Annotated in this window: 29 protein-coding genes; 16 read left to right on the top strand and 13 right to left on the bottom strand. The window is 68.1% G+C overall.

The features are described 5' to 3' along the window. Positions 1-5 precede the first annotated feature (5 nt). Positions 6-938 carry a hypothetical protein gene (locus AC4AMJ_RS24415; protein ID WP_489915269.1) on the bottom strand — a complete coding sequence of 311 codons (933 nt, stop codon included), beginning with the start codon at positions 936-938 and terminating at the stop codon, positions 6-8. A gap of 276 nt (positions 939-1,214) precedes the next feature. Between AC4AMJ_RS24415 and AC4AMJ_RS24410 the strand changes: the two genes are divergently transcribed. Genes AC4AMJ_RS24410 through AC4AMJ_RS24400 form a run of 3 tightly spaced genes read left to right on the top strand, consistent with a single transcriptional unit; the run spans position 1,215 to position 3,480 of the window. Next, complete coding sequence (locus tag AC4AMJ_RS24410) at positions 1,215-1,787, top strand: XRE family transcriptional regulator (RefSeq protein WP_489898601.1); 573 nt, start codon at positions 1,215-1,217, stop codon at positions 1,785-1,787. A gap of 27 nt (positions 1,788-1,814) precedes the next feature. Beyond that, the gene (locus tag AC4AMJ_RS24405; RefSeq protein ID WP_489915267.1) at positions 1,815-2,333 is read left to right on the top strand and encodes a hypothetical protein; all 519 of its coding nucleotides are present in this window, start codon (positions 1,815-1,817) and stop codon (positions 2,331-2,333) included. A gap of 1 nt (position 2,334) precedes the next feature. Next, complete coding sequence (locus AC4AMJ_RS24400; RefSeq protein ID WP_489915265.1) at positions 2,335-3,480, top strand: MAB_1171c family putative transporter; 1,146 nt, start codon at positions 2,335-2,337, stop codon at positions 3,478-3,480. Positions 3,481-3,484: 4 nt separating this feature from the next. Here AC4AMJ_RS24400 and AC4AMJ_RS24395 read toward each other — a convergent pair whose 3' ends face one another. The 3 genes from AC4AMJ_RS24395 to AC4AMJ_RS24385 form a co-directional block, all read right to left on the bottom strand. Further along, positions 3,485-4,246, bottom strand: coding sequence for an SDR family NAD(P)-dependent oxidoreductase (locus tag AC4AMJ_RS24395; protein ID WP_489898604.1), 762 nt, complete (start codon positions 4,244-4,246; stop codon positions 3,485-3,487). 110 nt (positions 4,247-4,356) lie between these two features. Further along, entirely contained in the window at positions 4,357-5,076 is a 720-nt protein-coding gene (locus AC4AMJ_RS24390; RefSeq protein ID WP_489898605.1) for a TMEM165/GDT1 family protein, read from the bottom strand. A 114-nt stretch (positions 5,077-5,190) separates the two neighbouring features. Then, on the bottom strand, positions 5,191-5,715 hold the full coding sequence (locus tag AC4AMJ_RS24385) for a peptidase (RefSeq protein ID WP_489898606.1): 525 nt from the start codon (positions 5,713-5,715) through the stop codon (positions 5,191-5,193). A 262-nt stretch (positions 5,716-5,977) separates the two neighbouring features. On the opposite strand from AC4AMJ_RS24385, the gene AC4AMJ_RS24380 reads away from it, so the two are divergent. Beyond that, a complete protein-coding gene (locus tag AC4AMJ_RS24380) occupies positions 5,978-8,035 on the top strand; it encodes an ABC transporter ATP-binding protein (protein ID WP_489918505.1) in 2,058 nt (685 codons plus the stop codon). Further along, positions 8,032-8,781, top strand: a complete 750-nt coding sequence (locus AC4AMJ_RS24375) for an energy-coupling factor transporter transmembrane component T family protein (RefSeq protein WP_489915263.1) — start codon at positions 8,032-8,034, stop codon at positions 8,779-8,781. The genes AC4AMJ_RS24380 and AC4AMJ_RS24375 overlap by 4 nt, the downstream gene beginning before the upstream one ends. A gap of 342 nt (positions 8,782-9,123) precedes the next feature. Here AC4AMJ_RS24375 and AC4AMJ_RS24370 read toward each other — a convergent pair whose 3' ends face one another. Next, a complete protein-coding gene (locus AC4AMJ_RS24370; RefSeq protein ID WP_489898608.1) occupies positions 9,124-9,753 on the bottom strand; it encodes a superoxide dismutase in 630 nt (209 codons plus the stop codon). 182 nt (positions 9,754-9,935) lie between these two features. Next, on the bottom strand, positions 9,936-10,088 hold the full coding sequence (locus AC4AMJ_RS24365; protein WP_489898609.1) for a hypothetical protein: 153 nt from the start codon (positions 10,086-10,088) through the stop codon (positions 9,936-9,938). A 163-nt stretch (positions 10,089-10,251) separates the two neighbouring features. Here AC4AMJ_RS24365 and msrA point away from each other — a divergent pair, with 163 nt between their 5' ends. Both msrA and AC4AMJ_RS24355 read left to right on the top strand, forming a co-directional pair. Beyond that, complete coding sequence (gene msrA / locus AC4AMJ_RS24360; protein ID WP_489915261.1) at positions 10,252-10,956, top strand: peptide-methionine (S)-S-oxide reductase MsrA; 705 nt, start codon at positions 10,252-10,254, stop codon at positions 10,954-10,956. Between the two features lie 3 nt (positions 10,957-10,959). After that, positions 10,960-12,030, top strand: a complete 1,071-nt coding sequence (locus AC4AMJ_RS24355) for a winged helix DNA-binding domain-containing protein (protein WP_489915259.1) — start codon at positions 10,960-10,962, stop codon at positions 12,028-12,030. A gap of 22 nt (positions 12,031-12,052) precedes the next feature. Here AC4AMJ_RS24355 and AC4AMJ_RS24350 read toward each other — a convergent pair whose 3' ends face one another. Next, on the bottom strand, positions 12,053-12,805 hold the full coding sequence (locus tag AC4AMJ_RS24350; protein WP_489898612.1) for a VOC family protein: 753 nt from the start codon (positions 12,803-12,805) through the stop codon (positions 12,053-12,055). A gap of 53 nt (positions 12,806-12,858) precedes the next feature. Here AC4AMJ_RS24350 and AC4AMJ_RS24345 point away from each other — a divergent pair, with 53 nt between their 5' ends. From AC4AMJ_RS24345 to AC4AMJ_RS24325, 5 genes are all read left to right on the top strand, one after another. Then, positions 12,859-13,707: a S49 family peptidase gene (locus AC4AMJ_RS24345; RefSeq protein WP_489898613.1), complete on the top strand. Its 849-nt coding sequence runs from the start codon at positions 12,859-12,861 to the stop codon at positions 13,705-13,707. Positions 13,708-14,123: 416 nt separating this feature from the next. Further along, positions 14,124-14,459 carry a rhodanese-like domain-containing protein gene (locus tag AC4AMJ_RS24340; RefSeq protein ID WP_489900704.1) on the top strand — a complete coding sequence of 112 codons (336 nt, stop codon included), beginning with the start codon at positions 14,124-14,126 and terminating at the stop codon, positions 14,457-14,459. An 83-nt stretch (positions 14,460-14,542) separates the two neighbouring features. Then, the gene (locus AC4AMJ_RS24335) at positions 14,543-15,496 is read left to right on the top strand and encodes a DUF4328 domain-containing protein (protein WP_489915257.1); all 954 of its coding nucleotides are present in this window, start codon (positions 14,543-14,545) and stop codon (positions 15,494-15,496) included. Next, positions 15,478-16,284 (top strand): glycerophosphodiester phosphodiesterase, encoded by an 807-nt coding sequence (locus tag AC4AMJ_RS24330; protein WP_489898615.1) that lies wholly within the window; start codon positions 15,478-15,480, stop codon positions 16,282-16,284. The genes AC4AMJ_RS24335 and AC4AMJ_RS24330 overlap by 19 nt, the downstream gene beginning before the upstream one ends. A 124-nt stretch (positions 16,285-16,408) precedes the next feature. Then, positions 16,409-17,329: a DUF5926 family protein gene (locus AC4AMJ_RS24325; protein ID WP_489898616.1), complete on the top strand. Its 921-nt coding sequence runs from the start codon at positions 16,409-16,411 to the stop codon at positions 17,327-17,329. A 22-nt stretch (positions 17,330-17,351) separates the two neighbouring features. Here AC4AMJ_RS24325 and AC4AMJ_RS24320 read toward each other — a convergent pair whose 3' ends face one another. Together AC4AMJ_RS24320 and AC4AMJ_RS24315 are read right to left on the bottom strand one after the other, a co-directional pair. Next, on the bottom strand, positions 17,352-17,897 hold the full coding sequence (locus tag AC4AMJ_RS24320; RefSeq protein ID WP_489915255.1) for a ferritin: 546 nt from the start codon (positions 17,895-17,897) through the stop codon (positions 17,352-17,354). 105 nt (positions 17,898-18,002) lie between these two features. Beyond that, on the bottom strand, positions 18,003-19,445 hold the full coding sequence (locus AC4AMJ_RS24315) for an LCP family protein (RefSeq protein ID WP_489915252.1): 1,443 nt from the start codon (positions 19,443-19,445) through the stop codon (positions 18,003-18,005). Positions 19,446-19,608: 163 nt separating this feature from the next. Between AC4AMJ_RS24315 and AC4AMJ_RS24310 the strand changes: the two genes are divergently transcribed. After that, positions 19,609-20,553: an AurF N-oxygenase family protein gene (locus tag AC4AMJ_RS24310; protein ID WP_489915250.1), complete on the top strand. Its 945-nt coding sequence runs from the start codon at positions 19,609-19,611 to the stop codon at positions 20,551-20,553. Further along, complete coding sequence (locus AC4AMJ_RS24305) at positions 20,550-21,239, top strand: DUF4873 domain-containing protein (RefSeq protein WP_489915248.1); 690 nt, start codon at positions 20,550-20,552, stop codon at positions 21,237-21,239. The genes AC4AMJ_RS24310 and AC4AMJ_RS24305 overlap by 4 nt, the downstream gene beginning before the upstream one ends. A 23-nt stretch (positions 21,240-21,262) precedes the next feature. On the opposite strand, the gene AC4AMJ_RS24300 is transcribed toward AC4AMJ_RS24305, so the two are convergent. Together AC4AMJ_RS24300 and AC4AMJ_RS24295 are read right to left on the bottom strand one after the other, a co-directional pair. Then, positions 21,263-22,072, bottom strand: a complete 810-nt coding sequence (locus tag AC4AMJ_RS24300) for a CPBP family intramembrane glutamic endopeptidase (protein ID WP_489898621.1) — start codon at positions 22,070-22,072, stop codon at positions 21,263-21,265. A 34-nt stretch (positions 22,073-22,106) separates the two neighbouring features. Next, on the bottom strand, positions 22,107-22,862 hold the full coding sequence (locus AC4AMJ_RS24295) for a DUF2470 domain-containing protein (RefSeq protein WP_489898622.1): 756 nt from the start codon (positions 22,860-22,862) through the stop codon (positions 22,107-22,109). A 153-nt stretch (positions 22,863-23,015) separates the two neighbouring features. Between AC4AMJ_RS24295 and pheA the strand changes: the two genes are divergently transcribed. Continuing rightward, positions 23,016-23,966: a prephenate dehydratase gene (gene pheA, locus AC4AMJ_RS24290; RefSeq protein ID WP_489898623.1), complete on the top strand. Its 951-nt coding sequence runs from the start codon at positions 23,016-23,018 to the stop codon at positions 23,964-23,966. Next, entirely contained in the window at positions 23,966-24,628 is a 663-nt protein-coding gene (locus tag AC4AMJ_RS24285) for a histidine phosphatase family protein (RefSeq protein ID WP_489915246.1), read from the top strand. Before pheA ends, AC4AMJ_RS24285 begins: the two co-directional genes overlap by 1 nt. 4 nt (positions 24,629-24,632) lie before the next feature. Here the strand turns inward: AC4AMJ_RS24285 and AC4AMJ_RS24280 are convergent, their stop codons facing one another. Together AC4AMJ_RS24280 and AC4AMJ_RS24275 are read right to left on the bottom strand one after the other, a co-directional pair. After that, positions 24,633-24,983 carry a metallopeptidase family protein gene (locus tag AC4AMJ_RS24280; RefSeq protein ID WP_489898625.1) on the bottom strand — a complete coding sequence of 117 codons (351 nt, stop codon included), beginning with the start codon at positions 24,981-24,983 and terminating at the stop codon, positions 24,633-24,635. A 4-nt stretch (positions 24,984-24,987) separates the two neighbouring features. Next, positions 24,988-26,271: a septum formation family protein gene (locus AC4AMJ_RS24275; protein WP_489915244.1), complete on the bottom strand. Its 1,284-nt coding sequence runs from the start codon at positions 26,269-26,271 to the stop codon at positions 24,988-24,990. Positions 26,272-26,295 lie beyond the last annotated feature (24 nt).

The raw sequence follows: 26,295 nt of genomic DNA, 5'->3' as shown, positions 1-26,295 counted from the left end.
CCCGGTCACGGCCGGGAGGACCGGAGAGCCTCCAGGAACGACCCGCTGCCCAGGAGTGCCACCGCGCCGAGGAGGAGCAGCGCGCCCGGCGCCAGCCCGACGATGATGCGACGTGCTGTGGTCGCCGGATCGGCGTGCACGGTCGGCACCGGCGCAGGAGCCGGTGCCGCGCGAGTCGCGCCCGCGGAGTCGGGAGCGGGCGGTGCGAGTGGTGGATCGACCGCTGCGGTTCCCGGTGACGTCTCGCTCGCGGTCGGTACGGTCGGCACGGCACGCGTGTCTGAGCCGCCCGTGTCGGATTCGCCCGGGCCCGATCCGCCCGCACCTGATCCGGCGGCCGTCGGATGAGTGGTCGAAGGGCGGGGGATCGTCGATGTCGCGGTGATCGTCGATGTCGGCTCCCCTCCGCCGGTCCCTGGCATCACCCCGCGAGTCGGTGGATTCGGGGTGAACAGCGGTGGTCGGGGCGGGATCACGACGTCGCGTCCCGTGTCTGCGTCGTCGGTGGTCGGGGACTGGCCGGTGGTCTCCGGAGCTGTGGGCCCGGCGGAACCGGTCGGCTCGGTGGTGCCGCTTGGTTCCGTCGGGTCGGTGGGGTCGGTCGGCTCTGTTGGCTTGGTCGGGTCGGCGGTGCCGGTCGGTTCCGACGGCGGGTCGTCCTTCCCGGGATGTTCCGCATGCCCGCCGTGGCCACCGCTGCCATGGCCACCGCTGCCGTGCCCGCCCGAACCCTGCCCGCCAGAACCGTGCCCGCCAAAACCGTGCCCGCCGCCCGCACCGTCCTCACCTGAACGGGACGAATCCGACCCGGTTGCCGGAGACGAGAAGGCAACGCCCACGCCAAGACTCAGCAGTGCGACCACCATCACAGCGACGACGGCACCCCACGCCCCCGCACGGCGGCGGCGTGCTGTGGTCTGCGTTACGCGATGTGTCATTCCGCCCCCTGCTCTGGTTACATACACGAGAACGCGCGGTGCCGGACGCCCCCTGGAGTTCACCTACCGGCAACGTCCGATTTGCCCCACCAAACGATCTTTACGATCGAGTGTGAACAATGCCACACTAGGTAATCGTTACATCGTTGGCACAGGTGATACGCATGCACGATGTGGTCGGGTACGTTCTGAGCGTAGGCGAGCGTTGCATTGACGATGCACGCCGGTCTTTAATGTTTGCAAGTTCAAGGAGCTTTGAATTTGCCGGGGAGAACAATGACATCACGAGGTGCGGAAATGCCTGTTCATGGCGAACGTCGAACCGAGGGTGGGGCGGTCGGCGACGAGCAGATCGGAACGGTTGATCCGGGTCTGTTCGCCCGCCGCCTCGAGGAACTGTTCCGTACCGTTCCCGGACCGAACGGCCGGGCGTACAGCGCCAAGGCGATCGCGGCGCGATCGACCGAGCGCGGCTTCCGTCTCGGCGAGTCCTATCTGAGTCAATTGCGTTCGGGCAAGGCGAAGTCGCCCTCCTTCCGCACGGTGGAGGGCATCGCCGCTGCGTTCGGGGTGGATGTGCATTACTTCCTCGAGGATCGCGCGGCCCAGCGGACCCGCGATGAGATCGACCTGATGCGTCTGCAGGCCGACACCAATGTGCAGCTCGCCGCGTTCCGCCTGGCCGGGTTGTCGAGCGACTCGGTCACCATCGTCAACGAGTTGATCAAGGTGCTGCGTGAGCAGCAGGGCCTGCCGAAGGATCCGCCGGATATCATCGCCGCCGGGATCGCCGACGCGTCCGAGGACGCACGCCTCCGTGTCGTCGGCGGGCAGTCGAGAAACAGCTGAGGCCGTAGCGGCCGAACTCCGGGTGGCATGCGAAGTCGACGCGCACTCCGCGCACTCCGGGCGCTGTGTCGTGACACGCTGAGGGGTCTCGACCTCGATCTACCGCTGGACGTGACGCAGCTCTGCGATCGCCACGGCGCACGCCGCGGACGTCCCATCCGGTTGATCGCCCATCCGCTTCCCGCCGGGATGCCGAACGGTGTCTGGCTGGCCGCCGAGGACGCGGACTACTTCTTCTATCAGGCGAACACCTCGCGCCTGCATCAGGATCAGATCGTGATCCACGAGTTCGCCCATCTCATCGCCGGGCATCAGATGCTGGGTGCGGTGTCCGCGTCGGCTCTCACAGCTCCGTCCGACAGCGACTCCGACGACGCCCTGCGCCGCACCTGCTATGCCGACGACCGGGAGTGGGAGGCCGAGATGCTCGCGACGCTGATTCTCGGTTGGGCCGCCGACGCCGCCGACACCGTGGGCACCACGACCGACAACGCCGATCTCCGCGGCATCCAGCGGCTGCTGGGTGGCCACAAGGGGTGGTTGTAGCGTGATCGTCGTCGGTGTACTCAACACGATCGCCGCGGTGATCTTCGCCGCCGCACTGTGTTGGCGACTGGAACAGATCCGCCGGGATGGCGGCGGCCTGCAAGCGGTGGCGATGACGGTGGCGATCGCCGCATTGACCCTCGCCTTCGTGGTGTCCGGCGACGACGTCACCGCAGCCGTCGACGACGTCGTCTTCACCGGCGCCGCGCGCGTGCTCTTCCGCGGTCTGCTCGCCGTCGGGGTTGCCGCGCTGATCGTCGTGTTCTTCTTCCCGGCGCCGGGAGCGAAGCGAGCGGGTCGGACGTTCCCGGGAGGGAAACCGTCGGCCCGTTCCAGCCGGGAGCGCCGCGCTGGGATCGAAGCGGTGCCGCTCGTGGTCGCCCTCGTCGGTCTGCAGATCACGATGCTGGTGATGCCGGTGGGCCTGCGCACCGAGGAACTCTCGGCGTGGACGGCCCGCAACGTCGCCTACGCGCTGTTCGTGCTGATCGCCAGCGGATATCTGACCTACGGGTTCATCGCGTGCGTGCGGAGCATCAGACGTTTCCTGGACCTGGCGACGGGTTATCTGCAGACGTCGCTGGCGGTGCTGTTGGGCGGACTGGTGTTCCTCACCCTGGGGGTCGCGCTGCAGATCGTGTTCATCGTCGGCGCCGCCACCAGGTGGTATGTGGCCGGGTGGCTGCTGGGTGTCAGTCGGGTGTGTTCGGTGGTCGGGGTGGTCGCGTTCCTCATCGGGATCAGCTATCCGATGCTGCACGCCCGGTGGCGGACCATCACGTCGAAACGGCGACATCTTCGCGATGCGCAGGCCCTGCTCCCGCTGTGGGAGCTGGTCACCGACGCCGTACCCGAGGTGGTGTTGCCGCTCGGTGCGTCGCCGCCGCCGTCGATGGTGTTCCATCGGCGGGTCGTGGAGATCCGGGATGCGCTGACTCAGCTCAGTCCGTACCTCACCGAGGATTTCGAGATCGTCGACGACGCCGCCCGAGCAGACATGCTCTGGGCGGCGGTCGAGGAGTATCGGATCGTGGGGCGGGCCCGTGGGCCGGTGCGTGACGTGGTGCCGGGCGGCGCGGACCTCGAGGCCGATGCGGCGCCGCTGAAGCGGTTGTCGAGCGCGGTCGCCGCGCAGCCGGTCGCGTGACCGGTCAGCGCGGGGCCATGCGGATCGCGCCGTCCATGCGGATCGTCTCGCCGTTCAGATAGTTGTGCGCGACGATCATCTCGGCGAGCTGCGCGTATTCGTCGGGCTCACCGAGGCGCTGCGGGAACGGGATCGCCTCGGCGAGTGTCTGCTGGAATTCCGGGGTGACGCCGGCGAGCATGGGTGTCTTGATGGTTCCCGGCGCGATGGTGCACACGCGGACGCCGGCGCGGGCCAGGTCGCGGGCGGCCGAGATGGTCATCGCGTGCACACCGCCCTTGGATGCGGCGTAGGCGATCTGGCCGATCTGTCCTTCGAACGCGGCGACCGAGGCGGTGTTGATGATGACGCCGCGCTGGCCGTCGTTGTCGACGACCGACTCCTTCGACATCTGCTCGGCGGCCAGTCGCATCACGTTGAAGGTCCCGACCAGGTTGATGTTGATGATCTTCTGGAAGAGGCTCAGGTCGTGCGGTCCGCCTTTCCCGAGGATGCGCGCGGCCCATCCGACACCGGCACAGTTGACCGCGACGCGCAGCGGTGAGCCGGAATCGGAGATGGTGTCGATCGCGGCTTTCACGTCGATCTCGCTGGTGACGTCGGCGGCCAGGAGCGTCACCCCGCCCACCGGTTCGGCCTTGTCGATCCCGGGCTGTAGGTCGAGTCCGTACACCTGGGCCCCGGCGGCGGCGAAGTGAGCGGCGGTGGCGGCGCCGAGCCCCGACGCTGCGCCGGTGACCAGTACGGATGAGCCGGTAACGTCCATGAGGAGTCCTTTCGGGCGGCACCGGCCGGGGTGGCGTGGCGGGTGCGGGGTGTCGTGTCACCGATCACCCTAGACACGTCGACGTCACGGTCGGGTTGCAGCCCCCGAAATCACCGAGCGATCGTTCGGGAGTCCTCGTCGGCCGCAGGAGAACGATCGTCGGCGGCCGCATTCCGGCGTAGATGCCGGATGTAGACCGCACCGATGCCGATCAGCACGACGACCGCGCTCAGGGTGGCGATCACGGTGACGGTCGCGGCGTCGGAGAGTCCCTCCCACAGCAGCCAGGCGGCGAAGGCGAAGAACAGGACGGCGGCGCCGCGGGCGATGATCCGCTCCGGCAGATGCTTGCCGAGCAGGGCGCCGATCGCGATGGCCAGGGCGTCCGCGGCGACCATCCCGATGGTCGAACCGATCCACACGCCGAGCCAGTCGTTGTTGGTCGAGAGGGTGATGGTCGCGAGCATCGTCTTGTCGCCGAGTTCGGCGAGGAAGAACGACGACATGACCGCGAAGAACACCGACTTGCCCACCCGGTCGGCCTTGCTCGATTCGTCGTCGTCGAGGTGATCGCCACGCAGCGTCCACAGCCCGAAGACCAGCATCGCCAGCCCGGCCAGGATCGACATGAGGTCCGACGGGATGGACATGCCGAGGAAGTGGCCGAAGAACACCGACACCGCATGAACCGCGGTGGTGGCGACGGTGATGGCCGTCAGCACCACCCACCACCGGTAGCGCAGGGCGTAGGTCATCGCCATCAGCTGTGACTTGTCGCCGAGTTCGGCGACGAAGATCACGCCGAAGCTCAGCAACAGGGCAGCAATCATGTGGACCAGGTTAGGGTGCCCACACTCGGCTCTGCAACAGATTGCATGGCCGTATTTCCGCAGGTGGGAGGCTCAAATTTGAAAGTTTGGCGACCCTAACTCTCTCTGCGCAGGTCAGGCGGCCAGAAGCATCGCGAGGACGGCCGTGTCGGGGTCGGCGTTGGGATCGATACCGACTTGGTTGCGCAGGTTCACCACCGTGCCGTCGGCCTCGGCCTCGGCCCACCCGGCACGGTGTTCCAGACCGAGCTCGGGGAGGCCGGGCAGCAGCACACAGCCGGACGCGACCTGTGAGCACTCGGGCAGCGACGGCCGGGTCTGTGACGGGGGATGCAGCATGACCAGCGCCGGCGGGTTGGTCAGGAAGCGTCCGGCCTCGACGAAGCTGTCGTCGACGACGTTGCCGACCGCGACCATCATCCCGACAGCGTCGGCCTCGGCATCGTCGGGACGCTCCTCGACGACGCCGAAGATCGTGGTCGTCGGGAGAAATCCGGGGCGGCACGCGATCCGCACCGACGCGACCAGCGTCTGCGTCCACTCCAACGTGGACTCGGGCCAGCGTCCCGAGATCAGGATGCCGTTGAGTTCCCCCTCGAAGTGGAACGGCGTCAAACCGATCGGAATGGAAGTCGTCATCTCTGATCTCCCTCTGCCACAAGGCCCGAACCCAGGATCGAACTCCGAGACGAGGACCCACAGATCGCAGTGGATCCTGTGGAAGAAGAATCCACCCCGGCCGGGCGGATGACAACTCGAACACGGTTCTTGTGACGGTTCTTTTACACGCCGTAACCCGGGCCGCGTCCGAACGAGCGGATGAGCCACGTCACCGCGCGCGGATGTGTCGGCGGCACCAGGCACACTGGATGAGGTGAGAAGTTCTGCACCGCTGCGCCCGATGGAGATGGCATCGATCGCGATCTTCGGCGGATTGACGGTCGCGGCGATCGTCGTGGCGGCGGTCGTGCCCCTGGCAACGGCGGTCGGACTGCTGGCGCCGGTGCCGCTGGCACTCGTCGCGGCCCGCACCCGCCCGAGGGCGCTGATCGCGGCGTCGGTGGCCACCACCGGCGTGAGCTTCGCGATGGCGGGCACCGGTGCCGCGGCCACCGTGCTCGGCTCGGCGATCGTCGGCGGCATCGTCGGCGACATCAAACGACGCGGACGTGGCCTCGGGACCTTCATGCTCGCCAGCCTGGTCGCGGCGCCGTTCATCGGTGGGCTGTCGGTGCTGCTGCTGCTCGTGCTGGTCCCGTTGCGCACTCTGGCCCTCGAGGCGCTCGGGAACACCATCGGCGGCCTGGTGAAGCTGCTGGACAGTGTCCCCGCACTCGGCGGTGTCGCCGACGCGGTCGACCGGCTCGGCACCAGCATGGTCGACTACTGGTGGGTCTGGATGTGGGTGTCGGGTTCACTCGGTGCCGTGCTCTCGCTCGCGGTGGCGTGGTGGCTGCTCGGTGGTGTGATCGGGCGTCTGGCCGACGTGCCGAGCGAAGACACCCTGGACGCCGGCGACTCCGACATCGAGGTGTCCGATGTGGCGCCGTTGCCGTTGACCCTGTCCGGCATCGGTTTCCGCTATCGACCCGACGGGCCCCTGGTGCTCGACGACGTCACGGTCGCCGTGGCCGAGCGCGAGTTCGTCGCGGTCGTCGGCGCCAACGGTTCGGGGAAGTCGACGCTGGCCAAGGTGCTGGCAGGCCGTGCGCCGACGAGCGGATCGGTGCACCGCCCCGGTGCGGCCGGGCTGGGACGCCACGGCGGCACGGCGATGGTGCTGCAGCGGCCGGAGACCCAGATGCTCGGGTCACGCGTCGCCGACGACGTCGTCTGGGGCCTGCCGCCCGGCGTCGACGTGGACACCGAGGCCCTGCTCGCGGAGGTCGGACTCGCCGGGCTCGGGGGCCGCGAGACCTCGGATCTCTCGGGTGGCCAGCAGCAACGGCTGGCGATCGCGGCCGCGCTCGCCCGTGACCCCGCGCTGCTGATCGCCGACGAGGTGACCTCCATGGTCGACCCGACCGGCCGCGAAGAACTCCTCACCCTGCTCGCCGACCTGCCCCGCAGGCGCGGGATGTCGGTCGTGCTGATCACACATCGCGGCGCGGAGGCGGCCGCCGCGGACCGCATCATCCATCTCCATCAGGGCCGGGTGATCCCGCATCCGCCGGATTGGGTTCCACGGCCCGGCGCGGTCGAGGAACCGGTGGTGCCGGCACCACTGGATCGTCGCGGCCACCGCGCCCCACCGGGGGCCGGGGAGCCGCTGCTGGCGCTCGAGCACGTCGGGTACACCTATCTGCCGGGATCACCGTGGGCGGTCGACGCGCTGCGGGATGTCTCGGTGACGGTGAACCGGGGCGACGGCGTGCTGGTCGTCGGCGGCAACGGCTCCGGCAAGACCACCCTCGCGTGGGTGATGGCCGGCCTCATCGCGCCGACATCGGGTAGCGCGACCCTTGCCGGGAAGCCCGTCGCGGGCCGGGTGGGCGATGTGGCACTGGCCTTTCAGCACGCCCGGCTGCAACTGCAGAAGCAGACCGTCGGCGACGAGATCATGGCGGCAGGCGGCATCGAGGTCGGCACCGCCGAGGTCGCGCGGGTACTCGAATCCGTCGGGTTGCCGCGCGAGATGGCCGCACGGCGGATCGACGCGCTCAGCGGCGGGCAGATGCGTCGGGTGGTCCTGGCCGGACTCCTGGCCCGGCGGCCGAAGGTGCTGATCCTCGACGAGCCGCTGGCCGGTGTGGATCCGTACGCGCGCGCCGAGATCGTCGGCATGCTGGCACGGATGCGCGCCGACGGGTTGACCATCGTGATCATCTCCCACGACTTCACCGATCTCGATTCGGTGGTGAATCGCCGCGTCCAGCTGTCCGACGGCACGCTCGCGATGCTGCCGCAGCCGCGACCGGCCGAATCGTTGCGACCCGGTTCCAGGGAGGCAGTGGAATGAGCGTGCAGACGGTTCCCTTGCGGCAGGTGCCCGGCGACTCGCTGGTACATCGCTTGTGGGCGGGCACCAAACTGCTCGTCGTGATGGCGCTCGGGCTGATGACGTGGGTGTTGCCCTCGTGGCCTGCGCTGGGGCTGGTGGCAGCGGTCGTGGTGCTGACCGCGATCACCGCGGGAATCCCGCTGGGCGCCATACCCCGTCCGCCATGGTGGTTTTGGGGCCTCATCCTGGCCGGCGGCGTCCTGAATCTGATGTTCGGGCCTGCGGCGCTGGTGGTCTACCTCCGTGCGGTCACCCTGGGTCTGGTGCTGCTCGCGAGTTCCATCCTGGTGATCTGGACGACGCCGATGGCCGAGGTCGCGCCGGCGATCGCCACGTTGATGCGGCCGTTGCGGTGGCTGCGCCTGCCGGTCGACGAGTGGGCGGTGGCCATCGCGCTGTGCCTGCGTGGTCTCCCGCTTCTGATCGACGAGTTGCGGATGCTGCGGGCGGCGCATCGGCTGCGCCCGTCGGCCCCGGCCCGCAGCGGCCACCCGGCTGCCGAGATGGGTGTCGTCGACATGGTCACCGCTGCGATGTCGAGCGCGCTGCGGCGCAGTTCGGAGATGGCCGAGGCGATCACGGCCCGTGGCGGTACAGGCCGCCTCACCGCCTATCAGTCGCGCCCCGGACGGGTGGACGCGCTGGTCCTCGTGATCGTCGGGATCGCCTGTGCCGGAGCGATCACACTGACGATCGTGCTGTGAGCCATCCGGTCGTCGCTGATCAGCGGGTGACCGATACGCGAGACCTTCCAACCGCTCTCTGCGGAGCCTTGCGAGGAACGAGCGATGCGTCACCACCCGATCCCTGAGGAGCCTCGCGAGGAACGAGCGATGCGCCACCACCCGATCCCTGAGGAGCCTCGCGAGGAACGAGCGATGCGTCACCACCCGATCCCTGAGGAGCCTCGCGAGGAACGAGCGATGCGTCACGAAGGGCGCCGCAACCCTGCGGACGGTTCCGGGCCTTCTCACTGATCGGTGACATAACGCAGAACCGCCGTCGTGCTCGGTGTCCGAACGCGACGGCGGTTGTGTGGTACGAGATCAGGCCGGGACGACGAGTCCCTTGCCCTGGCTGCTCGCGGTGGCGAAACGCTCTGCGGCGTCGGCCCAGTTCACGACGTTCCACCAGGCCTTGACGTAGTCCGGCTTCACGTTCTGATAGTCGAGGTAGAAGGCGTGCTCCCACATGTCGAGCATGACGACCGGGATGATCGCCGCCGGGATGTTGCCGCTCTGATCGGTGAGCTGCAGGACCACCAGGTTGCCGCCGATGGTGTCGTAGCCCAGGATGGCCCAGCCACTGCCCTGCAGGGTGGTGGCGGCTGCGGTGAAGTGGGCCCGGAACTTGTCGAAGCTCCCGAACTGGTCGTCGATGGCGGCCGCGAGGTCGCCTTCGGGCTTGTCGCCACCGTTGGGCGACAAGTTCTTCCAGAAGATCGAGTGATTGGTGTGACCACCGAGGTGGAACGACAGGGTTGCCGAGAGTCCGTAGACCTTGCCGGCGATGCTCTCGTCGTCGCGGGCCGCGGCCAGCTTCTCGAGGGTGTCGTTCGCGCCCTTCACATAGGTGGCATGGTGCTTGTCGTGATGGAGCTCCATGATCCTGCCGGAGATGTGCGGCTCCAGTGCCGCATAGTCATACGGGAGATCCGGCAAGGTGTATTCAGCCACGATATTCCTCTCTGAGGTTTTGCTCGTTACTCACTCTGCGCGCTCAATCGCGGCGTCCGAACGCCGGTCACGCGAGTACTTCCACCCTTACCCACTACATGGGGGATTGCAAACACTGCGGCACAATCGGGTTCAAGTGCGGTTGAAGTATCGGTCCGCGGACCGAGGTGTGGGACGGGCGCTCAGATGGCGATCAGCACGATGAGCAGAGCGATGAGTCCGACGATGCTGGCTGCGGTTCCGATGCACGCAGACCGGACATCGTAGTTCGCACGCGGGATGTTCTGCCGCGGCCCGAGGGCCCGGCGGAGATCAGAACTCGCGTGCGTTGCCATGAACACCCTTCGTCGGCAGAGATCGTGGCGCGGACGCCGCGTACTGGACTGGCCGGCGCCGGCGAGTGATCACGATCACAACCCCGGCGTGGGGGTCATGATAGGCAGACCAGCGCAGATCCATCAACCCGTGGCGGCCGACAGCGAGCGTACGATTGGCGCCATGTCTTGGCTTGACCAGCTTTTTTCCGCGCGATCGCACAAGCGAGAACTCATTTCCGCCGACGAGGCGTTGCCGGGGAGGGCGAGCGGTGTCCCGGTGGCCGATGAACACCTGCTGCTGCACCATCCGCTGCGGGGGGCGGGCGATCCGGCGGACAACGGGATCGGTGAGTTCGCCGACGGTCTCTCGGCGGTGATCCTCGCGGGGGGCTGCTTCTGGGGGGTCGAGGAGATCTTCTGGCAGGTGCCCGGGGTGTACACCACCGCGGTCGGCTATGCCGGCGGCCATACGCCCAACCCCACCTACGAGGAGGTCTGCACCGCGCGGACCGGCCACACCGAATCCGTGCTGGTGGTCTTCGATCCGGCGGTCATCGACCTCGAGGCCGTGCTCAAGATCTTCTGGGAATCACACGATCCGACCCAGGAGATGCGACAGGGCAACGATGTCGGGACCCAGTATCGGTCGGCGATCTACACACTGTCGGACAAGGACGCCGAGCTGGCCTCCTCGACGGCCGAGAAATTCGGCATGGTGCTCCACGATGCGGGTCTGGGCCCGATCGCCACCGAGATCACGCCCCTCGCCGGGGCCGGAGACGGCCACTTCTACTACGCCGAGGACTATCACCAGCAGTATCTGGCGAAGAATCCCCACGGCTATCGATGCCACGCCGCCACCGGTCTGCACTACCCGGCCGCGTGATCGGTGGCCGAATCGATCACACTGCGTCAGTGGAACCGGACGCTGCTGCGACGTCAGTACCTGCTCGATCGCGTGGACGAGGATGCGATCGAGGTGCTGGACCGCTGTGTCGGCCTGCAGGCACAGGAACCGAAGGCGCCCTTCTTCGGATTATGGTCGCGTATCGATGATTTCGACCCGAACGAACTCGACGATCTGCTCGCGGGCCGTGAGGTCGTCCGGATGGCGTTGCTCCGGTCGACGGTCTTCGTGTTGGACGCCGAGGACGCGCGGTGGATTCGGCCGGTCGCCCAGCCGGTTCTCGACGCGGGGATGGCATTGCACGGCCGTCGACTCACCGGCACCAGCGTCGATCGGGTGCTCGGCGCGGCGCTGGAACTGCTGGCCGGACGCGCGGTTTCCGGTGCCGATCTCGGACGCGAACTGGCGCAACGCTATCCGGGAAACCAACCGTCGACATTGGCAACCGTCGCGCGGTGTGGGCTGTCGCTGGTGCAGATCCCCCCGCGAGGCCTCTGGCGGGGTGTGGGAGCGCCCACCTACCAGCTCTTCGACGACTGGGCCGGACCGGGCGAGCCCGCCGTTGTCGGGGATGAGGCGCGCAAGGACCTGATCCGGCTCTATCTGCGGGGTTTCGGTCCGGCGACGGTGAAGGGCATCCAGACGTGGTGCGGCCTGACCCGGCTGCGCCCGCTGATCGACGAGATGGCGGCGGACTGGGAGCTCGTGGAGCTGACCGGCCCGGACGGTGAACAGCTCTTCGACCTCGACGGCCTCGACGTGGTGGCCGAGGATGTGCCGGCTCCCGTCCGGCTGCTCGCTCCCTATGACAATGTCCTTGTGGCACAGGCTGATCGCCGACGGATCGCCGACGACGACCGCTACGACAGTATCCGCACCCCGAACGGCCGTTCGCCCGGATTCGTCCTCGTCGACGGACGTCTCGCCGGGACCTGGGCGATCGTCGACGGATCGGTCACCACGGACATGATGATCGACCTGCCGCGCGGGGTCAGTGCCGAGCTCGAGACCGAAGTCGAACGGCTGCAACGATTCTGCGCGAAGGGGGAGTGATCTGCGCGGGCCGGGGCCGCACTCACTCCCCGGTCCGGGGGTTGCGGCTGGTGATGCAGTATCTGCGCCCCACCGGATCTCGCATCACGGTCCAGTCCGGGAGACGTTCGAGCACCTGCGCACCCCAGTCCTCGTGCCGGATGACCTCGTCTTCGACGGCGGTGGCGGCCAGGTCGAGATGGCCGGAGGCGGTCGTCGCGGTGTCCTCTGCTCCGTTGCGTTGCAGCAGGATTCCGATGGCGAGCGCGGGGTCGCGGGTCAGGCGGACGAGTTCGGGGTGGCTGGTCGATCGGGGCTCGCGCCCGGTCAGGCGCGACCAGAACCCGATCTCGTCCTCGAAGAGGTCGTGGGGGACGTCGATGCACACCTGGTCGATGAGGCTGATCGTGTCGCCGGGCCAGCGGATGGGTCGGGACCGTTCGGATTCGCCCTGCCATTCGACCAGGCAGAACACAAAGCCGGACGGCGACGCCAAGGATACGTACCCGGCTCCGGGGATCTCGCGAACCATGGTGGCGCCCAGGGCGATCGTCTCGTGCGTGGCGGACGGCAGATCCTCGACATGCAGATCGAGGTGGATTCCGCCGGGTCCCTTGTCGATCCGTTGCACCCGCAGGTGCGGGTCCCCGTTGAACGGTTCCAGCGATGCGAACTCGCGGTGGTCGCCTCGGGGCGGTGAGACGGTACTGCCCGCGATCGCCCGCCAGAACGTGACCTCGGCACCGAACTGTGCGGCCGGAAAGTCCAAGAAAGCGGTGAGCCATCGGATCTGCACGCGCAAAGTCTAGAGTCCGGGCCCGGTCCTGTCGGCGCATTACACTCGGCGCTATGACAGGTGGACCGTGGCAGAAGCTGGCCAAGCGTGTATCCCGGTCGCGTGCCGACCAGGTCGCCGTCGTACGTCTCGACGGTCCGATCGGGGCCGGTGGGATGGGCCGACACGGGCTCACCACCGACAGCCTCGAGCCCGTCCTCAAGCGGGCGTTCGGCACCGAGCACGTCCAGGCGGTGGTCGTGGTCATCAACTCGCCCGGTGGATCGCCCGCCCAGTCCGAGTACATCGCCGAGCGCATTCGTCAGCTGTCCGCGGAGAAGGGTGTTCCGGTACTCGCCTTCTGTGAGGACGTGGCCGCCTCGGGTGGATATTGGATCGCGTGTGCCGCCGACGAGATCTTCGCCGCCCACACCTCGATGATCGGTTCCATCGGGGTCGTGTCGTCGGGGTTCGGTCTGTCCGACGTCCTGCAGCGATTCGGCGTCGAGCGCCGGCTCTACACCGCCGGCGACAACAAGGCCCGCCTCGACACGTTCTCGCCGGAACGGCCCGAGGACGTCGAATGGCTCAAGGGGCTGCAGGGGCAACTGCACGAAGCGTTCATCGGCTGGGTGCGGCAGCGGCGCGGTAAGAAGCTCCGTGCTCCCGACGAGGAGTTGTTCAGCGGCGACATGTGGGTCGGTGGGCGCGCGGTGGAAGTCGGCCTCGTCGATGCGATCGGTGTCATGCGCTCGGTCATCGCCGAGCGCTATCCGGATGCGGAGATCACCGTCGTCGAGGCGCCGAAGCCACTCCTGGCGCGCCTCGTCGGCGGGCAGGTCAGCGTGAACGGGGTCGTGGAGAGCGCGGTCGCAGGCGTCGTCACCGCGCTCGATCGCGGAATCGTGACCCACCTGCGCTGAGCGCGTGCGGGACCGCGAGACGGATGTGCGGGAATGGTTCTCCCCAAGTTATCCACAGGCGTTGTGGCGATCGGAAAAATCCTTTGGTTGTGACGCATGTCTGCACTCTGCTGAAGAATGTGTTGTCGCGCGCAACTGAACCGGTGAGCCGCATCACATCTGGTGTGAGGGCGGTCACACACTACCCGCTGGTAGTCGGCGGTTTCTCCACAGTTTCCACAGTCTCATCCACAGCTTGACAGTCATCGATGCACACTTCGGGCCAATTCTGCAAAGCGGCATGTGGATAGTTATATGCAGGTCTGCATAGTGGTGTGGGGCCGGTGTTCGGCCAGTCAACTCGACATCGCGCGGATCGGGGTTGTGCACAGGCGGTGCCGTCCCCGGCGTCGCTGTGCCACCATGGTTCGGTGAGCATGGGCGACATCCGGCAAGTACCGGTGACGGAGCTTCCGAACGATTTCACCGACGAGGTCGACCGGGTCCTGCTCGATGTCCGCGAGGACGATGAGTGGGATTCGGGCCATGTGCGAGGCGCGTTGCACATCCCGCTCGGGGACGTACCGTCCCGCCTCGGGGAGATCGACCTCGACGCCGACCTCCTCGTCGTCTGCCATTCCAGTGGACGGTCGATGCGCGTGCTGCAGTACCTCGATCAACTGGGCTACGAGGGCAGCTGCGTGCGCGGCGGCATGCTGGCGTGGGTGGAGCACGGCAAGCCCGTGGAGACGGGGAGCACAGGGTCGGAATGATCGACCTCTGTCCGCGGTGCCGAATCCAGGCGCCGCATCGTCCGGGCCGCGAACACTGTCCACGATGCGGTGGGCCGTTGCGCGTGCTCGATTCCGAGCTGCTCGGCGCGTCGTCGACACCCCCGGTCCCTCGGGATGCGGCACCCGTCCGCGATGACGTTGCGCGCCCGGTTGGGCCGCCTCAGCGGCCCATGCCGCCGCCCAGCGGTCCCCGCAGCGGCCGGCTGTATCGCAGCCGACATGTTCGGTGGGTCGCCCGGCGTCCTCCGGAGGCGATCCCGGCGCGCCGCCGCACGGGTGCCGGCGAGGGCCCGCGACCCATCCCGCGCTATGTCTATGTCCCGCGGTGGGGTCTGCGTGACGCGCCGGTGCCGGCCGACGTGACCGAGTCGCGTGGCGAGACGCTCATGGCGGCGCTGGTGCGCGCTCTGCAGCTGCTCGCCGCCGCCCTCGGGGTGGCGGCCCTCGCCCATCTCGCGCGGTACATCCTGCTCGTGGTGAACAGGTCGATGCCGGTGCCGGCGTGGAGTGACTGGCTCACCTCGACGCTGGTGATCTTCGGGGGACTGCTGTCCTTCGGATTCTTCGTCTACACCAGCGTGGTGTTCGCGCGCTGGGTGATCGACCTCCGCCGCGACGCCTACGCACGACACGATCGGCGGGATCCGCGGCCACGATGGCAGATCGCGATCCTGGCCGCGGTGCCCCTGGTGAATGTCGCGGGTGTGGGTCTCCTGCTGCACGAGGTCGCAATGCTGCGTGACGACCTGGAGGCCGAACGCACCCGACGCCGACTCACCCGAGTGTGGGTGGCGTGGACGCTGGTGAATGCCATCGCGATCCTCGCCGTGGTGACCCGGATAGTGGCCCGGTTCTCCGGCTCGATCCAGACCGGCGCCAATGGCCTGGCCGCCGTGACGTTCTCGGCGCTGTGCTCGGCCGTCTTCGCGTGGTGGCTCGCCGAGCGACTCACGGCGACATTCGGGTCGGCCGACGAGGAGCCGGTGCCATCGCGCCGATGGGTGGCGGTCGCGTGACCGGGGCCGAACAGATCTCGCGGTCGGGCAAACCGGCGGTCGTCGCACATCGCGGCGCCTCCGAGGAATTGCCCGAGCACACGTTGGCGGCCTACGAGCTGGCGCTCACCCAGGGCGCCGACGGACTCGAATGCGACGTCCGGCTGACCAGCGATCACGAACTCGTGTGCGTCCACGACCGCACCGTCGACCGAACCTCCGACGGCACCGGCGCGGTCAGCGAGATGTCGTTGCCGCAGCTGCGTGAACTCGACTTCGGCAGCTGGCATCCGTCCGGGAAACCGACGTCGGTGCTGACCCTGCGCGAACTGATCACCCTCACGCTCGACTGGCGTCGGCCGGTGCGGCTGTTCATCGAGACCAAACACCCGGTTCGCTACGGCAGCCTGGTCGAACAGAAACTCCTGGCACTGCTCCACGAGTTCGAGGTCGGCACCCCGCCGTCGGCCGATCACAGTCGCGCCGTCGTCATCTCGTTCTCCTCCGCCGGAGTCTGGCGGATTCGTCGGCACGCACCGATGCTGCCGACGATCCTGCTCGGCGACACCGCCCGGCTGCTCGGGGGTAGTGCCGCCACGGCGGTGGGTGCGACCGGGATCGGACCGTCGGTGGAGACATTGCGGCAGTATCCCGATCTGGTCGACCGCGCCGCGGCCGCGGGCCGGGTGACGTACTGCTGGACCGTCGACGAACTGCCCGATGTACAGCTGTGCGCAGATCTCGGTGTCCGCTGGCTCGCCACCAACCGGCCGGCGAAGGTCCGCGACTGGCTCGTCACCGTCGACTGAGCGAAGCTGCGCCGACGGAACCCGGGATCGCGCCGACGGAACCGGGGATCGCGCCGAGGGAACCCGGGATCGCGCCGAGGGAACCCGGGATCTGCTCGAGAGCACCCCATGAGAAGGTGGTGCCATGGGCAAGAAGAGCAAACGGGGCAGCGGTCCGCGGCCGGGAAGCAATCGCGCCGAGCGGGTCGCCGCGCGCAAGGAACGCCAGCTGGCGGCCATGGCGCCACCACCGCGACCGTTCGCCGGGATGGATGCCGAATGTGACCTCGTTGCGCTGCGGGCGTTCGTCGCCTCGGCCACCGCGACCCTCGACGCGAAGTCCCTGACCGACGACGTGGATCGCGACATCGTCCTCGCCACCATCCTTCCGGGAGCGGTACGGGCTCTGGTCCGGGAGACCGATGACGGACCGGAAGCCATCGTCGCACTGCAAACCGACTGGGAGTCCGACGATGTCGCCGGCGAGCTCGCCGACGCGGTGCGATGGGCCGAAACGGCCGAGCCGAACACCGACTACGTGCCACTGGGAACAGCCGATCCGCTGACCGACGTGATCGCCCCCGACGCCCGGCTCGACATCATCGTCCACGACGACTTCGGATGGTGGTTCCCGCCGGGCACCGACGTTCCCGGCGAGATCTCCGAGATGCTGCAGCGGGCCAACGACTCGATCATGCCGAGCGCACGCCTGACCGCGAAGAGCGGCATCGGCGCCCCGTGGTGGGTCGACGCGGGTGAACGCGCCCACCTCCGCTGGGTTCGGCCGGAGCCGGAGGACGACCTGATGAACGCGCTGGCCCGGCTGCATGCCGCGGGGCACCTGACCCTCGGTGAGGGCTCTCGATTCGCCGGCTCGTTCCGGACCCATGGGCTGCTCGTCCCGGTGTTCGACCTCGACAACGAGCTCCACCACGAGGAGTGGGCGGCCGGGCTGGATCAGTTCGACGAATGGCTCAGCGACGCGCTCACGGTGACCGACGATCTCAGCACGGCCGAACTCCGGTCCCGCGACGGCATCCGGGGCCGGCAGGTCACCCTGCGCTGACCCCGGGATGCCCGGGGGAGACCTAGAGATTTCCTCCGGCCGCCGCCGGCGGTGCCGCGGATCCCGAGGTGGCACTGTTGATCTCGCGTTCCACGAAGTTCTCGAGGTCGAACAGATTGCCTTGTGCGCGTTCGGCGATCGTCTGCAGGGTGGTCATGGTGGAAACCTCCTCCACCTGTTCGGCGAGGAACCAACCCATGAACTGCTCGCCGAGGTAGTCGCCGCAGTCGCGTGCGGCCCGTGCGAGGTCCACGATCTGCTCGGTGACCGTCTTCTCCTGTTCGAGGGCGAGTTCGATGGGAGCCCGGTAGTCGGCGAAGCTGTTGCACGGCACAGGAATTCCGGGGATGTCGACAGCGATGTCGCGGTCGAGGAAGTACTGCACGAGCATCATTGCGTGATTGCGTTCCTCGACGGCCTGCGCATAGAAGTGCTTGGCCAACTGGGGCATGTCCTGGCCGTCGTAGTAGATCGCGACCGCGATGTACTGCTGGGCGGCGGCGAATTCGTTGCCGATCTGGTCGTGGAGAAGCTTGTGGAACACGGACTCATCGGTGGTGGCGGTCATGGACCCAGCCTAGGAAACCGGAAATCGTCCGATCAGCTCAGTTCAGGCTAACTGAGTTGAGCCTCACCATCATTCCGCGACGGACCGATCCGTCACGACCAGTGCTCAGCCGCCGATGACCCCACCCTGATCGGAGATCAGATCCTCGGGTACGGACACGCCCTTGCGGATGAAGGTGAAGAACTGCTCGGTGTTGTCGCCGACGGCGAGCGAGTCACCGTCGGAGGTGTACTCGCCACCACCGGTGGGTGTGGTGGTCCTGATCGGGTGGCGCAGCATCCAGGCCAGGCCCAGCAGATTCCAGATGTGGTCGTGCTCATCGACGGTGACGGCATCGACCGCACCGTTCACGAACGGGATCAGCCGGAACGGGTTCAGCAGCACCCCCGGACTGGTTGCCTTGGCCATCAGCGCGCTGAGGAACTTGCGCTGGTTCTCGACGCGTTCGAGGTCGGCGTTGGGGAAGGCCCGGGTCCGGACCACCCCGAGGGCCTGCTCCCCGTTGAGATCCTGGCATCCGGCAGGCAGGTTCAATCCGGCCTTGGGGTCGTTGAGCGCCTGGTCGAGGCAGAGATTGACGCCGCCGACCGCGTCGACCACCGAGGCGAATCCGCCGAAGCCGATCTCCGCGTAGTGGTCGATGTGCACACCGGTGAGCTGCTCGACGGTCTGGACCAGCAGTTGCGGGCCACCGAAGTTGAAGGCGGCGTTGATCTTGTGCGATCCCTGCCCGGGGATCGGGACATAGAGGTCGCGCGGGATGCTGATGAGCATCGGATCACCGCTCGACGGCTTGTACGCCATCATGATGGTGTCGGTGCGCGAGCCGTCGCTGTCGCCGGTGGACAGCTGGGAACGTTGTTCGTCGCTCAGATCGGCTCGTGAGTCACTCCCGACGATCAGCCACGTGGTACCCGGGGTGTCGCCGGGGCGACCGGCATAGGAGGCCAGCGCGTCGGTGCGGTTCAGCTTGGAGTCGTAGTAGAAGACCAGGCCGACAGACGCGACCACCAGGAGCAGCAACGCGACCAACAGCAGACGCCCGACCCGCAGTCGGCGTCGGCGCCTGCGCGGCTTGCTCGGCGCGGCAGTCGCGGACCGGGAACCCGGTGTGCGAGGTGGGGCGCTCCCCGAGGAGCGGCGTGGGGGTGAGTCGCTCGGCGCCGGTCGGTGCGGCGCCTGCTGTGACCGCTGACCCGCCGGGATGGGTTCGGGCTTCTGGGGTGGGGCATACCTCGAGCCGCCCGCCTGGCGCGGCCCTGCCCCGGGCGCATCCGACCACGCCTGGGGCGGCTGATAGCGCACGTCGCCGGGCCGTCGGTCGCGCAGGTGGGCGGTCTGCTCGGGCGGGACCGGGGGTGCGGACGTGCGCGGCCCGGGCGCCGGATTGCGGCGCGGCGGAACTCGACGGGTCGGGTCGTTCTCGCTGCTGGGAGGGGGCATCCGGCGGGGTTCAGGGGCGCCACGTCGAGCAGGGTCGCCACGCTGCGGGGCGGGGCCCGGAGGGGCCTCGCGCCGGCGCATCATCGGCGGCTCGGGCTCGTTCATCCCAACCAATGTACGCACCAAACGCACGCACGTTCCCGATCCCGCCGACGGAACCGCACGCCCTGACGACAACAGTACAGAGTGTGACAGTGATTGTTGACACATAGACCAGCCGCTCCTAGTGTCGGAGGTCACAGGGCTTTCCTGAATCAGGAGGTGCGAGATGAGTGTGGCCACGCAGTGGGGCAGGGCCGGCCGGCGCGACGCAGGTGCGGCGAGCAGCGATACCGGCGGGCGGGAGGCGATTGCGCAGCGCCTGATCAACGGGTCGGTGAAGAGGTCGTACGACCCCATCGTCGATCTGGAGTGGGATCGTGACCCCGAGGCGGGCCGCTACTTCCTGCCGCCGAAGGTCCTGACGCTCGTCGGGACAGAGATCTGGGACGGGCTCTCCGAAGAGCAGCGCATCGAGGTGTCGAGGCAGGAGTTGGCCAACATCCTGTCCGTCGGTATCTGGTTCGAGAACCTGCTCAACCGGACGTTGCTGACGCGGTTGATGGCCGCCGACCCGGCGTCGGCCGCCACGCATTACGCCCTGACGGAGATGGGCGACGAATGCCGGCACATGGTGATGTTCGGTCGCGCCATCGAGTGGTCGGGCGCGCGTCCGTTCTCCATGCGGTTGTGGGAACGGACCGCGATGGCGCTGCTCCCGTACGCGCTGCGCGGCAGCCTGTTGTGGGTGGCCGCGCTCGTCGGGGAAGAGATCTTCGACGCGCTGCAGCGCGAGATGCTCGACGACCCCCAGATGCAGCCGCTGGTCGCCCGGTTGATGCAGGTTCATGTCGCCGAGGAAGCACGCCACATCGGGTTCGCCCGTGACGGCATCATGCGCCGCAAGCCGACACGATCCCGTTGGGAGACATTCGTGGCGAGCAACGGTCATGCGATCGCGGGTGCGGTGTTCCGGCGACTGTTCACCAATCCGTCGATGTATCGACGGGCCGGGCTCGACGGTCGCGCCGCCGCCCGGGCGGCTCGGTCCAACCCGCACTTCCACGAGGCCCAGGTGCGCGGATTCGCCTCGCTCGCTGCATTTCTGGAGGAGGCGGGACTGATGAGTCGGCTCTCCCGGATGTGCTGGCGGCGTGGCGGTTTCCTGCCATGACGCCCGACGCGACACGGGTCGCACTCACCGGTCACGGTCCGCTGACGCAGCGACTGCGTGCCCGGATCAGCCGCAGTCCGTTGGCGATCGAGGTCGTCGACGAGGGCCGCCACAGCGGTCTGGCAATACACGAGAAGGTGGCACCCTCCGGCAGCTACCTCGGCGTCGCCACTGCCGACCGTCCGGGGGAGTTGTTCCTCGCCGACGATGCAGCCCTCGGCTACGTCGTCGCGGCGATCGAGTATCTCGCGATGTCGGATGCGCGGTCGGTGGCCGTCCGCCGGCCCATCGAGGATGAATGGGTCATGCGCCGCTCCCCGAGGGAACTCCGGCGTCGCCTACGCCGATTCCGCCCCGACGATTACGACTGGCCCGGTGCGCCGTCGATCGATGACGAGGTCTTCGACGGCGAGGCCGTGCTCTCCGGCGACGGGGGAGACGAGATCGTCACGCGCGTGCGAATCGTCGGTCACGTCGACCCACTTGATGGCCGATATCACTGGGCCGGAACCGTTTTCGGTGAGCAGGCGCGACGGTGGAAGGAAGATCGCGTCGTCACGGTCCAGGTCTCGGTGGATGGCGGTGAGCCTGTCGATGCGCGACTGTCGGAGATCACCCCGTCCGGCGCGGTGCGAGTGGTCGGGGTCGGGGACCCGCCCTATCGGCGGGAGCCGTTGGTGGTCTGATCCGGATCGGACCCGGTGAGTGCTCAGGTCACCCAACCGAGGTGATCGGCGAAGAGTGCGTATCCGACGAAGGCCACGATGTCGATGACCGCGTGCGCGATGACCAACGGCCAGACACGCGAAGTGATCTGGAAGAACCGGCCGAAGACCAGCCCCATCACGATGTTGCCCACTCCGCCGCCGACGCCCTGGTAGAGGTGATACCCGCCGCGTAACACGGAACTGGCGGCCAGCGAGACGTTCTCGGATGTGCCGAGCTGGCGTAGTCGGGTGATGAAGTAGGCGACGACGATGATCTCCTCGGCCGCCGCGTTGCCGATGGCGATGAGGATGAGGATCGGCCAGCGCCACCACACTCCGTCGACCTCGCTGGGCACGAGATGAGCGTTGGCGCCCAGTGCGCGGGCGATGGCGACCAGCGCGAGGCCCGGCAGTCCGATCAACGCCGCGAGCCCCACGCCGGCCGGAATGTCGCGTCGCGGTGCCCAGCGACCGAGCCCGACGCGCCCGAGGCCGATCCCGCTGCGCCACAGGAGGTAGATGCCGAGGCCGCCGATCGCGAACAGTCGCAGGGCACTCATCAGCTGGCGGGTGAAGTCGATCCAGCCCAGGTCGGACCTCGACGGATTGAGTGCCACGGTGGTGTTCCCGATGCCGCCGGACAACTGTGCCTCGATCAGCGACAGCGCCGCGGAGAGCGCCGAGAATCCGAAGGTGAGTACGCCGACGATCACGAGCTCGATGACGATCGCGCGACGTTCGGTTCGGTCGGTGACGACGGCGACGGCGTTCGAACGAGGCGGGTTCAGCACCGTTCGCAGCGAGGCACGCATGGGGCACAGCGTACTTCGGGCTGGTGGGAGGGTCTCACTCCGGCAGACTGTTGAGAAACGGGCATCCGGCGAGACTGCGCAACGCCATGGACAGTTCGTAGACGTCGGCCACCGGCCTCGGAAACGGGATGCGGACATCGGAGTCGCCTGTGGGCCCCTCGATGCGGAACCGGATTCCGAAGCGGTCCAGTCCGAGCGGCCGGACGCGTCCGTCCCGAAGATCCCGAGGCAGTCGGCGCGTCAGTTGGCCGACGAGGTCGGCGTGGTCGGAGTCGAGATGTGCGATCCAGTCGCCCTCGTACTCCCAGAACGGGTCCGGCGCCGCATCGGCGAGTTCGGTGGCCGACACCGAGGCCGCGCCCGACGACGTGGCGATGACGGCATTGCCGACCTGCAGGCGCAGCATCGAGAAGCCGTGTCCGATGTCGAGGAGACCGTCGTCGGGGTGTTCGGAGGCGATCTCCAGCGCGAGATCGCGCTCGAGGTTGACGGGCACGGCATGTAGATGGCCATTGAGCCAGACCAGCGACCGCACGCGTTCCCGCAGATCGATCGGGGCACAGTCGGTGACCTCGACCATGGCCGGTAGCCCATCGGAGCACTCTCCGGCGAGAAGCATCGCCTCGCCGTCGGACGGGACCAGCACAAACGCCTGGGACTCGAACAGATGGACCACGTTGACCGGGGTGGTCTCGGCACCCTCGACGGCGAGGGTTGCGCCGCTCATCCGGCGGCACGCGGTCTGGATCAATTCGGCGTCCGAAGGACTGTCGGTGACTGCGTGCGTCATCTCGTTTCTCGCTCTCGGCTGTGCAAAACACTGATCGGGTCGTGCAATGAAGGTAACCCTAACCTAAGTGGCATGTCCGAGTGCGTCAATACTTCGAACCGCACCGATCCTGACCCGGACTGTGCGCACCGCGCGCTCGACTAGGATTCTGTCGTGTCTGTGTTCGCCTATTTCGGTCCTTCGGGGACCTTCACCGAGATCGCCCTCGACGAACTGTTGGCGACCCGCCTGCCCGCGCAGAGTGCGCCGCGGCCGGTGGGTGACGTCGAGAAGATCGCGGCCGGCAGTCCGGCCGCGACCATCGCCATGGTGCGCAGCGGCAGGGCGGACTTCGGCTGTGTCCCGATCGAGAGCTCCGTGGAGGGTGCCGTCCCCGCCACTGCCGACGGCTTGGTCCCGCCCGGGCCGGGGACCGCGGGACGCGTGCAGGTGTTCGCGGAGGTGATCCTCGACGTCGCGTTCACGATCGGCGCGCGGACTGCGATGGCGGCGACCGAGGTGCGTACCGTCGCGGCCTATCCGGTGGCGGCGGCGCAGGTACGCGAATCCGTCGAGAAGCTCTATCCCAATGCGCAACTCGTCACCGCGGCGTCCAACGCGGCGGCCGCGGCCGACGTCGCCGAGGGCCGCGCCGACGCCGCGGTGACGACCTCGCTCGCAGCGGAGCTCTCCGGACTCACGGTCCTCGCCGACGGTGTCGCCGACGTCGACGACGCATACACCCGTTTTCTGCTCCTCGGCGCTCCCGGTGCGCCGCCGGCCGCCACCGGCTCGGACCGTACCTCGGTGATCCTCGATCTCCCGAACGTGCCGGGCAGCCTGATGACTGCGATGGACGAATTCGCCTCGCGTGGAATCGATCTCACCCGAATCGAATCGCGGCCCCGCCGCGACGTCCCCGGGTCGTACCGCTTCTACCTCGATGCGGTCGGGCATATCGATGACGACGCCGTGGGGGAGGCCCTGCGTGCGCTGCACCGGCGGTGCGAGCGGGTGGTCTATCTCGGATCGTGGCCGACCCACCGCGGTACGGGTGCGCGTCCGCCGGACACGTCGGAGAGCGTCGAGTGGTTCGCCCGGCTGCGGCGGGGGGAGGTCGACTAGTGGCGCGTCTTCATCTGGTCCGCCACGGTGAGACCACCTCGAATGTGATGCGGCGGCTCGACACGGCACTGCCCGGTGCGGCCCTCACGGATTTCGGTGTGCGCCAGGGTGTTCGATTCGGTCTGGAGAATCCGCTGCGCGGCGAGGTGGCGCTGGTGAGTTCGATGGCCCGTCGCGCCCAGCAGACAGCGGAGCTCATCGGGTCGGTCTGGGATGTGGATCTCGAGGTCGTCGAGGGGATTCACGAGGTGCAGGTCGGCGAGCTCGAGGATCGGTCCGACGACGACGCGCACGGCGTGTTCAAGGACGTCGTCGAGCGGTGGCACAACGGTGATCTGGAGGCACGCATCCCGGGCGGGGAGTCGCTGGCGATGGTCTATGACCGGTATCTGCCGGTGATCGAGGACCTGACCGGCCGTCACCTCGTCGGCGGAAGCGAGCGCGACGTCTACGTGGTGAGCCATGGCGCAGCGATCCGGTTGATCGCGGCCCGGCTGGCCGGCGTCGACCCGTCGTTCGCTGCGGGCACCCACCTGCGCAACACGGGCTCCATCGAACTGGAGTACGTCGACGGACTGTGGCGGCTGCACCGGTGGGGCGCGGTCACCGGCCCGTTCGGCCCGCGCATCGATGAGCCGCTGGTCACCGACCCGATGGGCTGACCCGTCAGCCCCACCCGTTGGCGTGCAGCCAGTCGTCACTGATCCCGAAGTGGTGTGCGATCTCGTGGATCACGGTCACCGCGACCTCGTGGACGACCTGATCACGCGTGTGGCACATGGCCAGGATCGGTTCGCGATAGATGGTGATGGTGTCGGGCAGGAAACCGCCGTACTCGTGATCGCGCATCGTCAGCGCCACACCGTGGTAGAGGCCGAGGATCGAGGGCTCCTCGGGGTTGTGGGGCTCCACCAGGATCACCACATTCGACATGTTGTCGGTCAGCTCGGACGGGATGGTGTCGAGCGCGTCGGACACCAGCCCGTCGAAATCCTCGTCGGACATGCGCACGGCCATCACGTCACCCGGCCGGTGCCGGCACCTCTTCCGGATTCGGCTGGACTCCCGGCGGCAGCGGGACCGGGGTGGGCAGCGCACGACCCGGCGGCGCCTGGGGCGGCGGGATGGGCAGCTTGCCGTTGATCAGCAGGGTGGAGCGGGCATCGCCGACGAGCGTGGCGAAGCCGCCACCGTCGGGCAGACCCAGATAGCAGACGACGGTGCGACTGCCCGCCAGCCAACTCGGCTCCGACAGCACCGACCACTGCACGTTCAGTGTGGTGGCGTCCAGCTTGTCCTTGCCGCCGACGAAGCGTGTGGCCTGGACCGGGCAGATCGATCTCAGGTAGTCGTTCTGTGCCTCGACACCGGGCCACGGCTTGCCCGACACCGCGTTGCCGAAGCGTGGGGCGAGCACCACCGTGCCGGTGGTCTGGAACGCATGCGCCTCGGTGCAGTTCACGGTGATACCGGTCGGTTTCTTGGTCGCCGGATCGATCCCGATGCAGGTGCCGGGTGGCCACTGGAACGACTGATCCTGCTCGGCGACCCGCCCGACGAACTGGTCGGCCGTCCCGTCCTTGCCGGTCTGTTGCAGGCCGCAGCGCAACTCGCGGGCGCCCTTGTCCCATTGCACCTGCGACGGGTACATCATCCCGACCGAGAATCGGCCCTGCGGGTCGAGCCGGCCGTCGAGGTAGCCGTCGACGATGACCGGGCACTGCTCGTCGCGGATGGCGGCGAAACGCTCGGTACCGGGCCAGACCGCGCTCTCACCGAACTCCGAGCCCGGCAGCAGCGACGTGTCCAGCGGGCCGGCCACCTCGAAGCGGTGTGTGGCGTCGCACGCCACCTTGGTCGGATTGCCCGGATCGCCGGCCGGCCAGTCGAGGCAGTCGCCGCGCACCGACTGGGTGAAGGCGTTCTCGGCCAGCCGCTCGTTCTCACCGATGTCGGTGCCGCCGACGCTGCCGCTGTCGTTGAAGACACCCATGGCCAGGGCGACCGCCCCGGCGACGATGGCTCCGATGACGACGGCCGACAGCATCAGACGAACCGGGTTGGCCAGGAGAGAACTGCGCCAGCCGCGCTGTCTCGACCCCTCGTCGCCGTGTCCGTCGGCGTCCGTGGGTTCTGCATCCGGTGGGACGGTGTCGTGTGCGGTCGGGTCGCTCTCGGTGCTGTCGCTGCCGGTGCTGTCACTGTCGGTGCTGTCACTGTCGGCACCTGCGCCATCGATGTCGGCTGGCACGTTCACCCAGTCGTCGTCGGCCCCGGGCGGTGGGGTGTCGTCGTCGGCGTTCATCGGGATCCATCATGCCTGCTGTCG

It is taken from the genome of Gordonia sp. LMA484, from assembly GCF_058129505.1.
The sequence above is the reverse complement of the archived record's forward strand: the minus strand, read 5'-3'. Positions and strand labels throughout refer to the sequence as shown.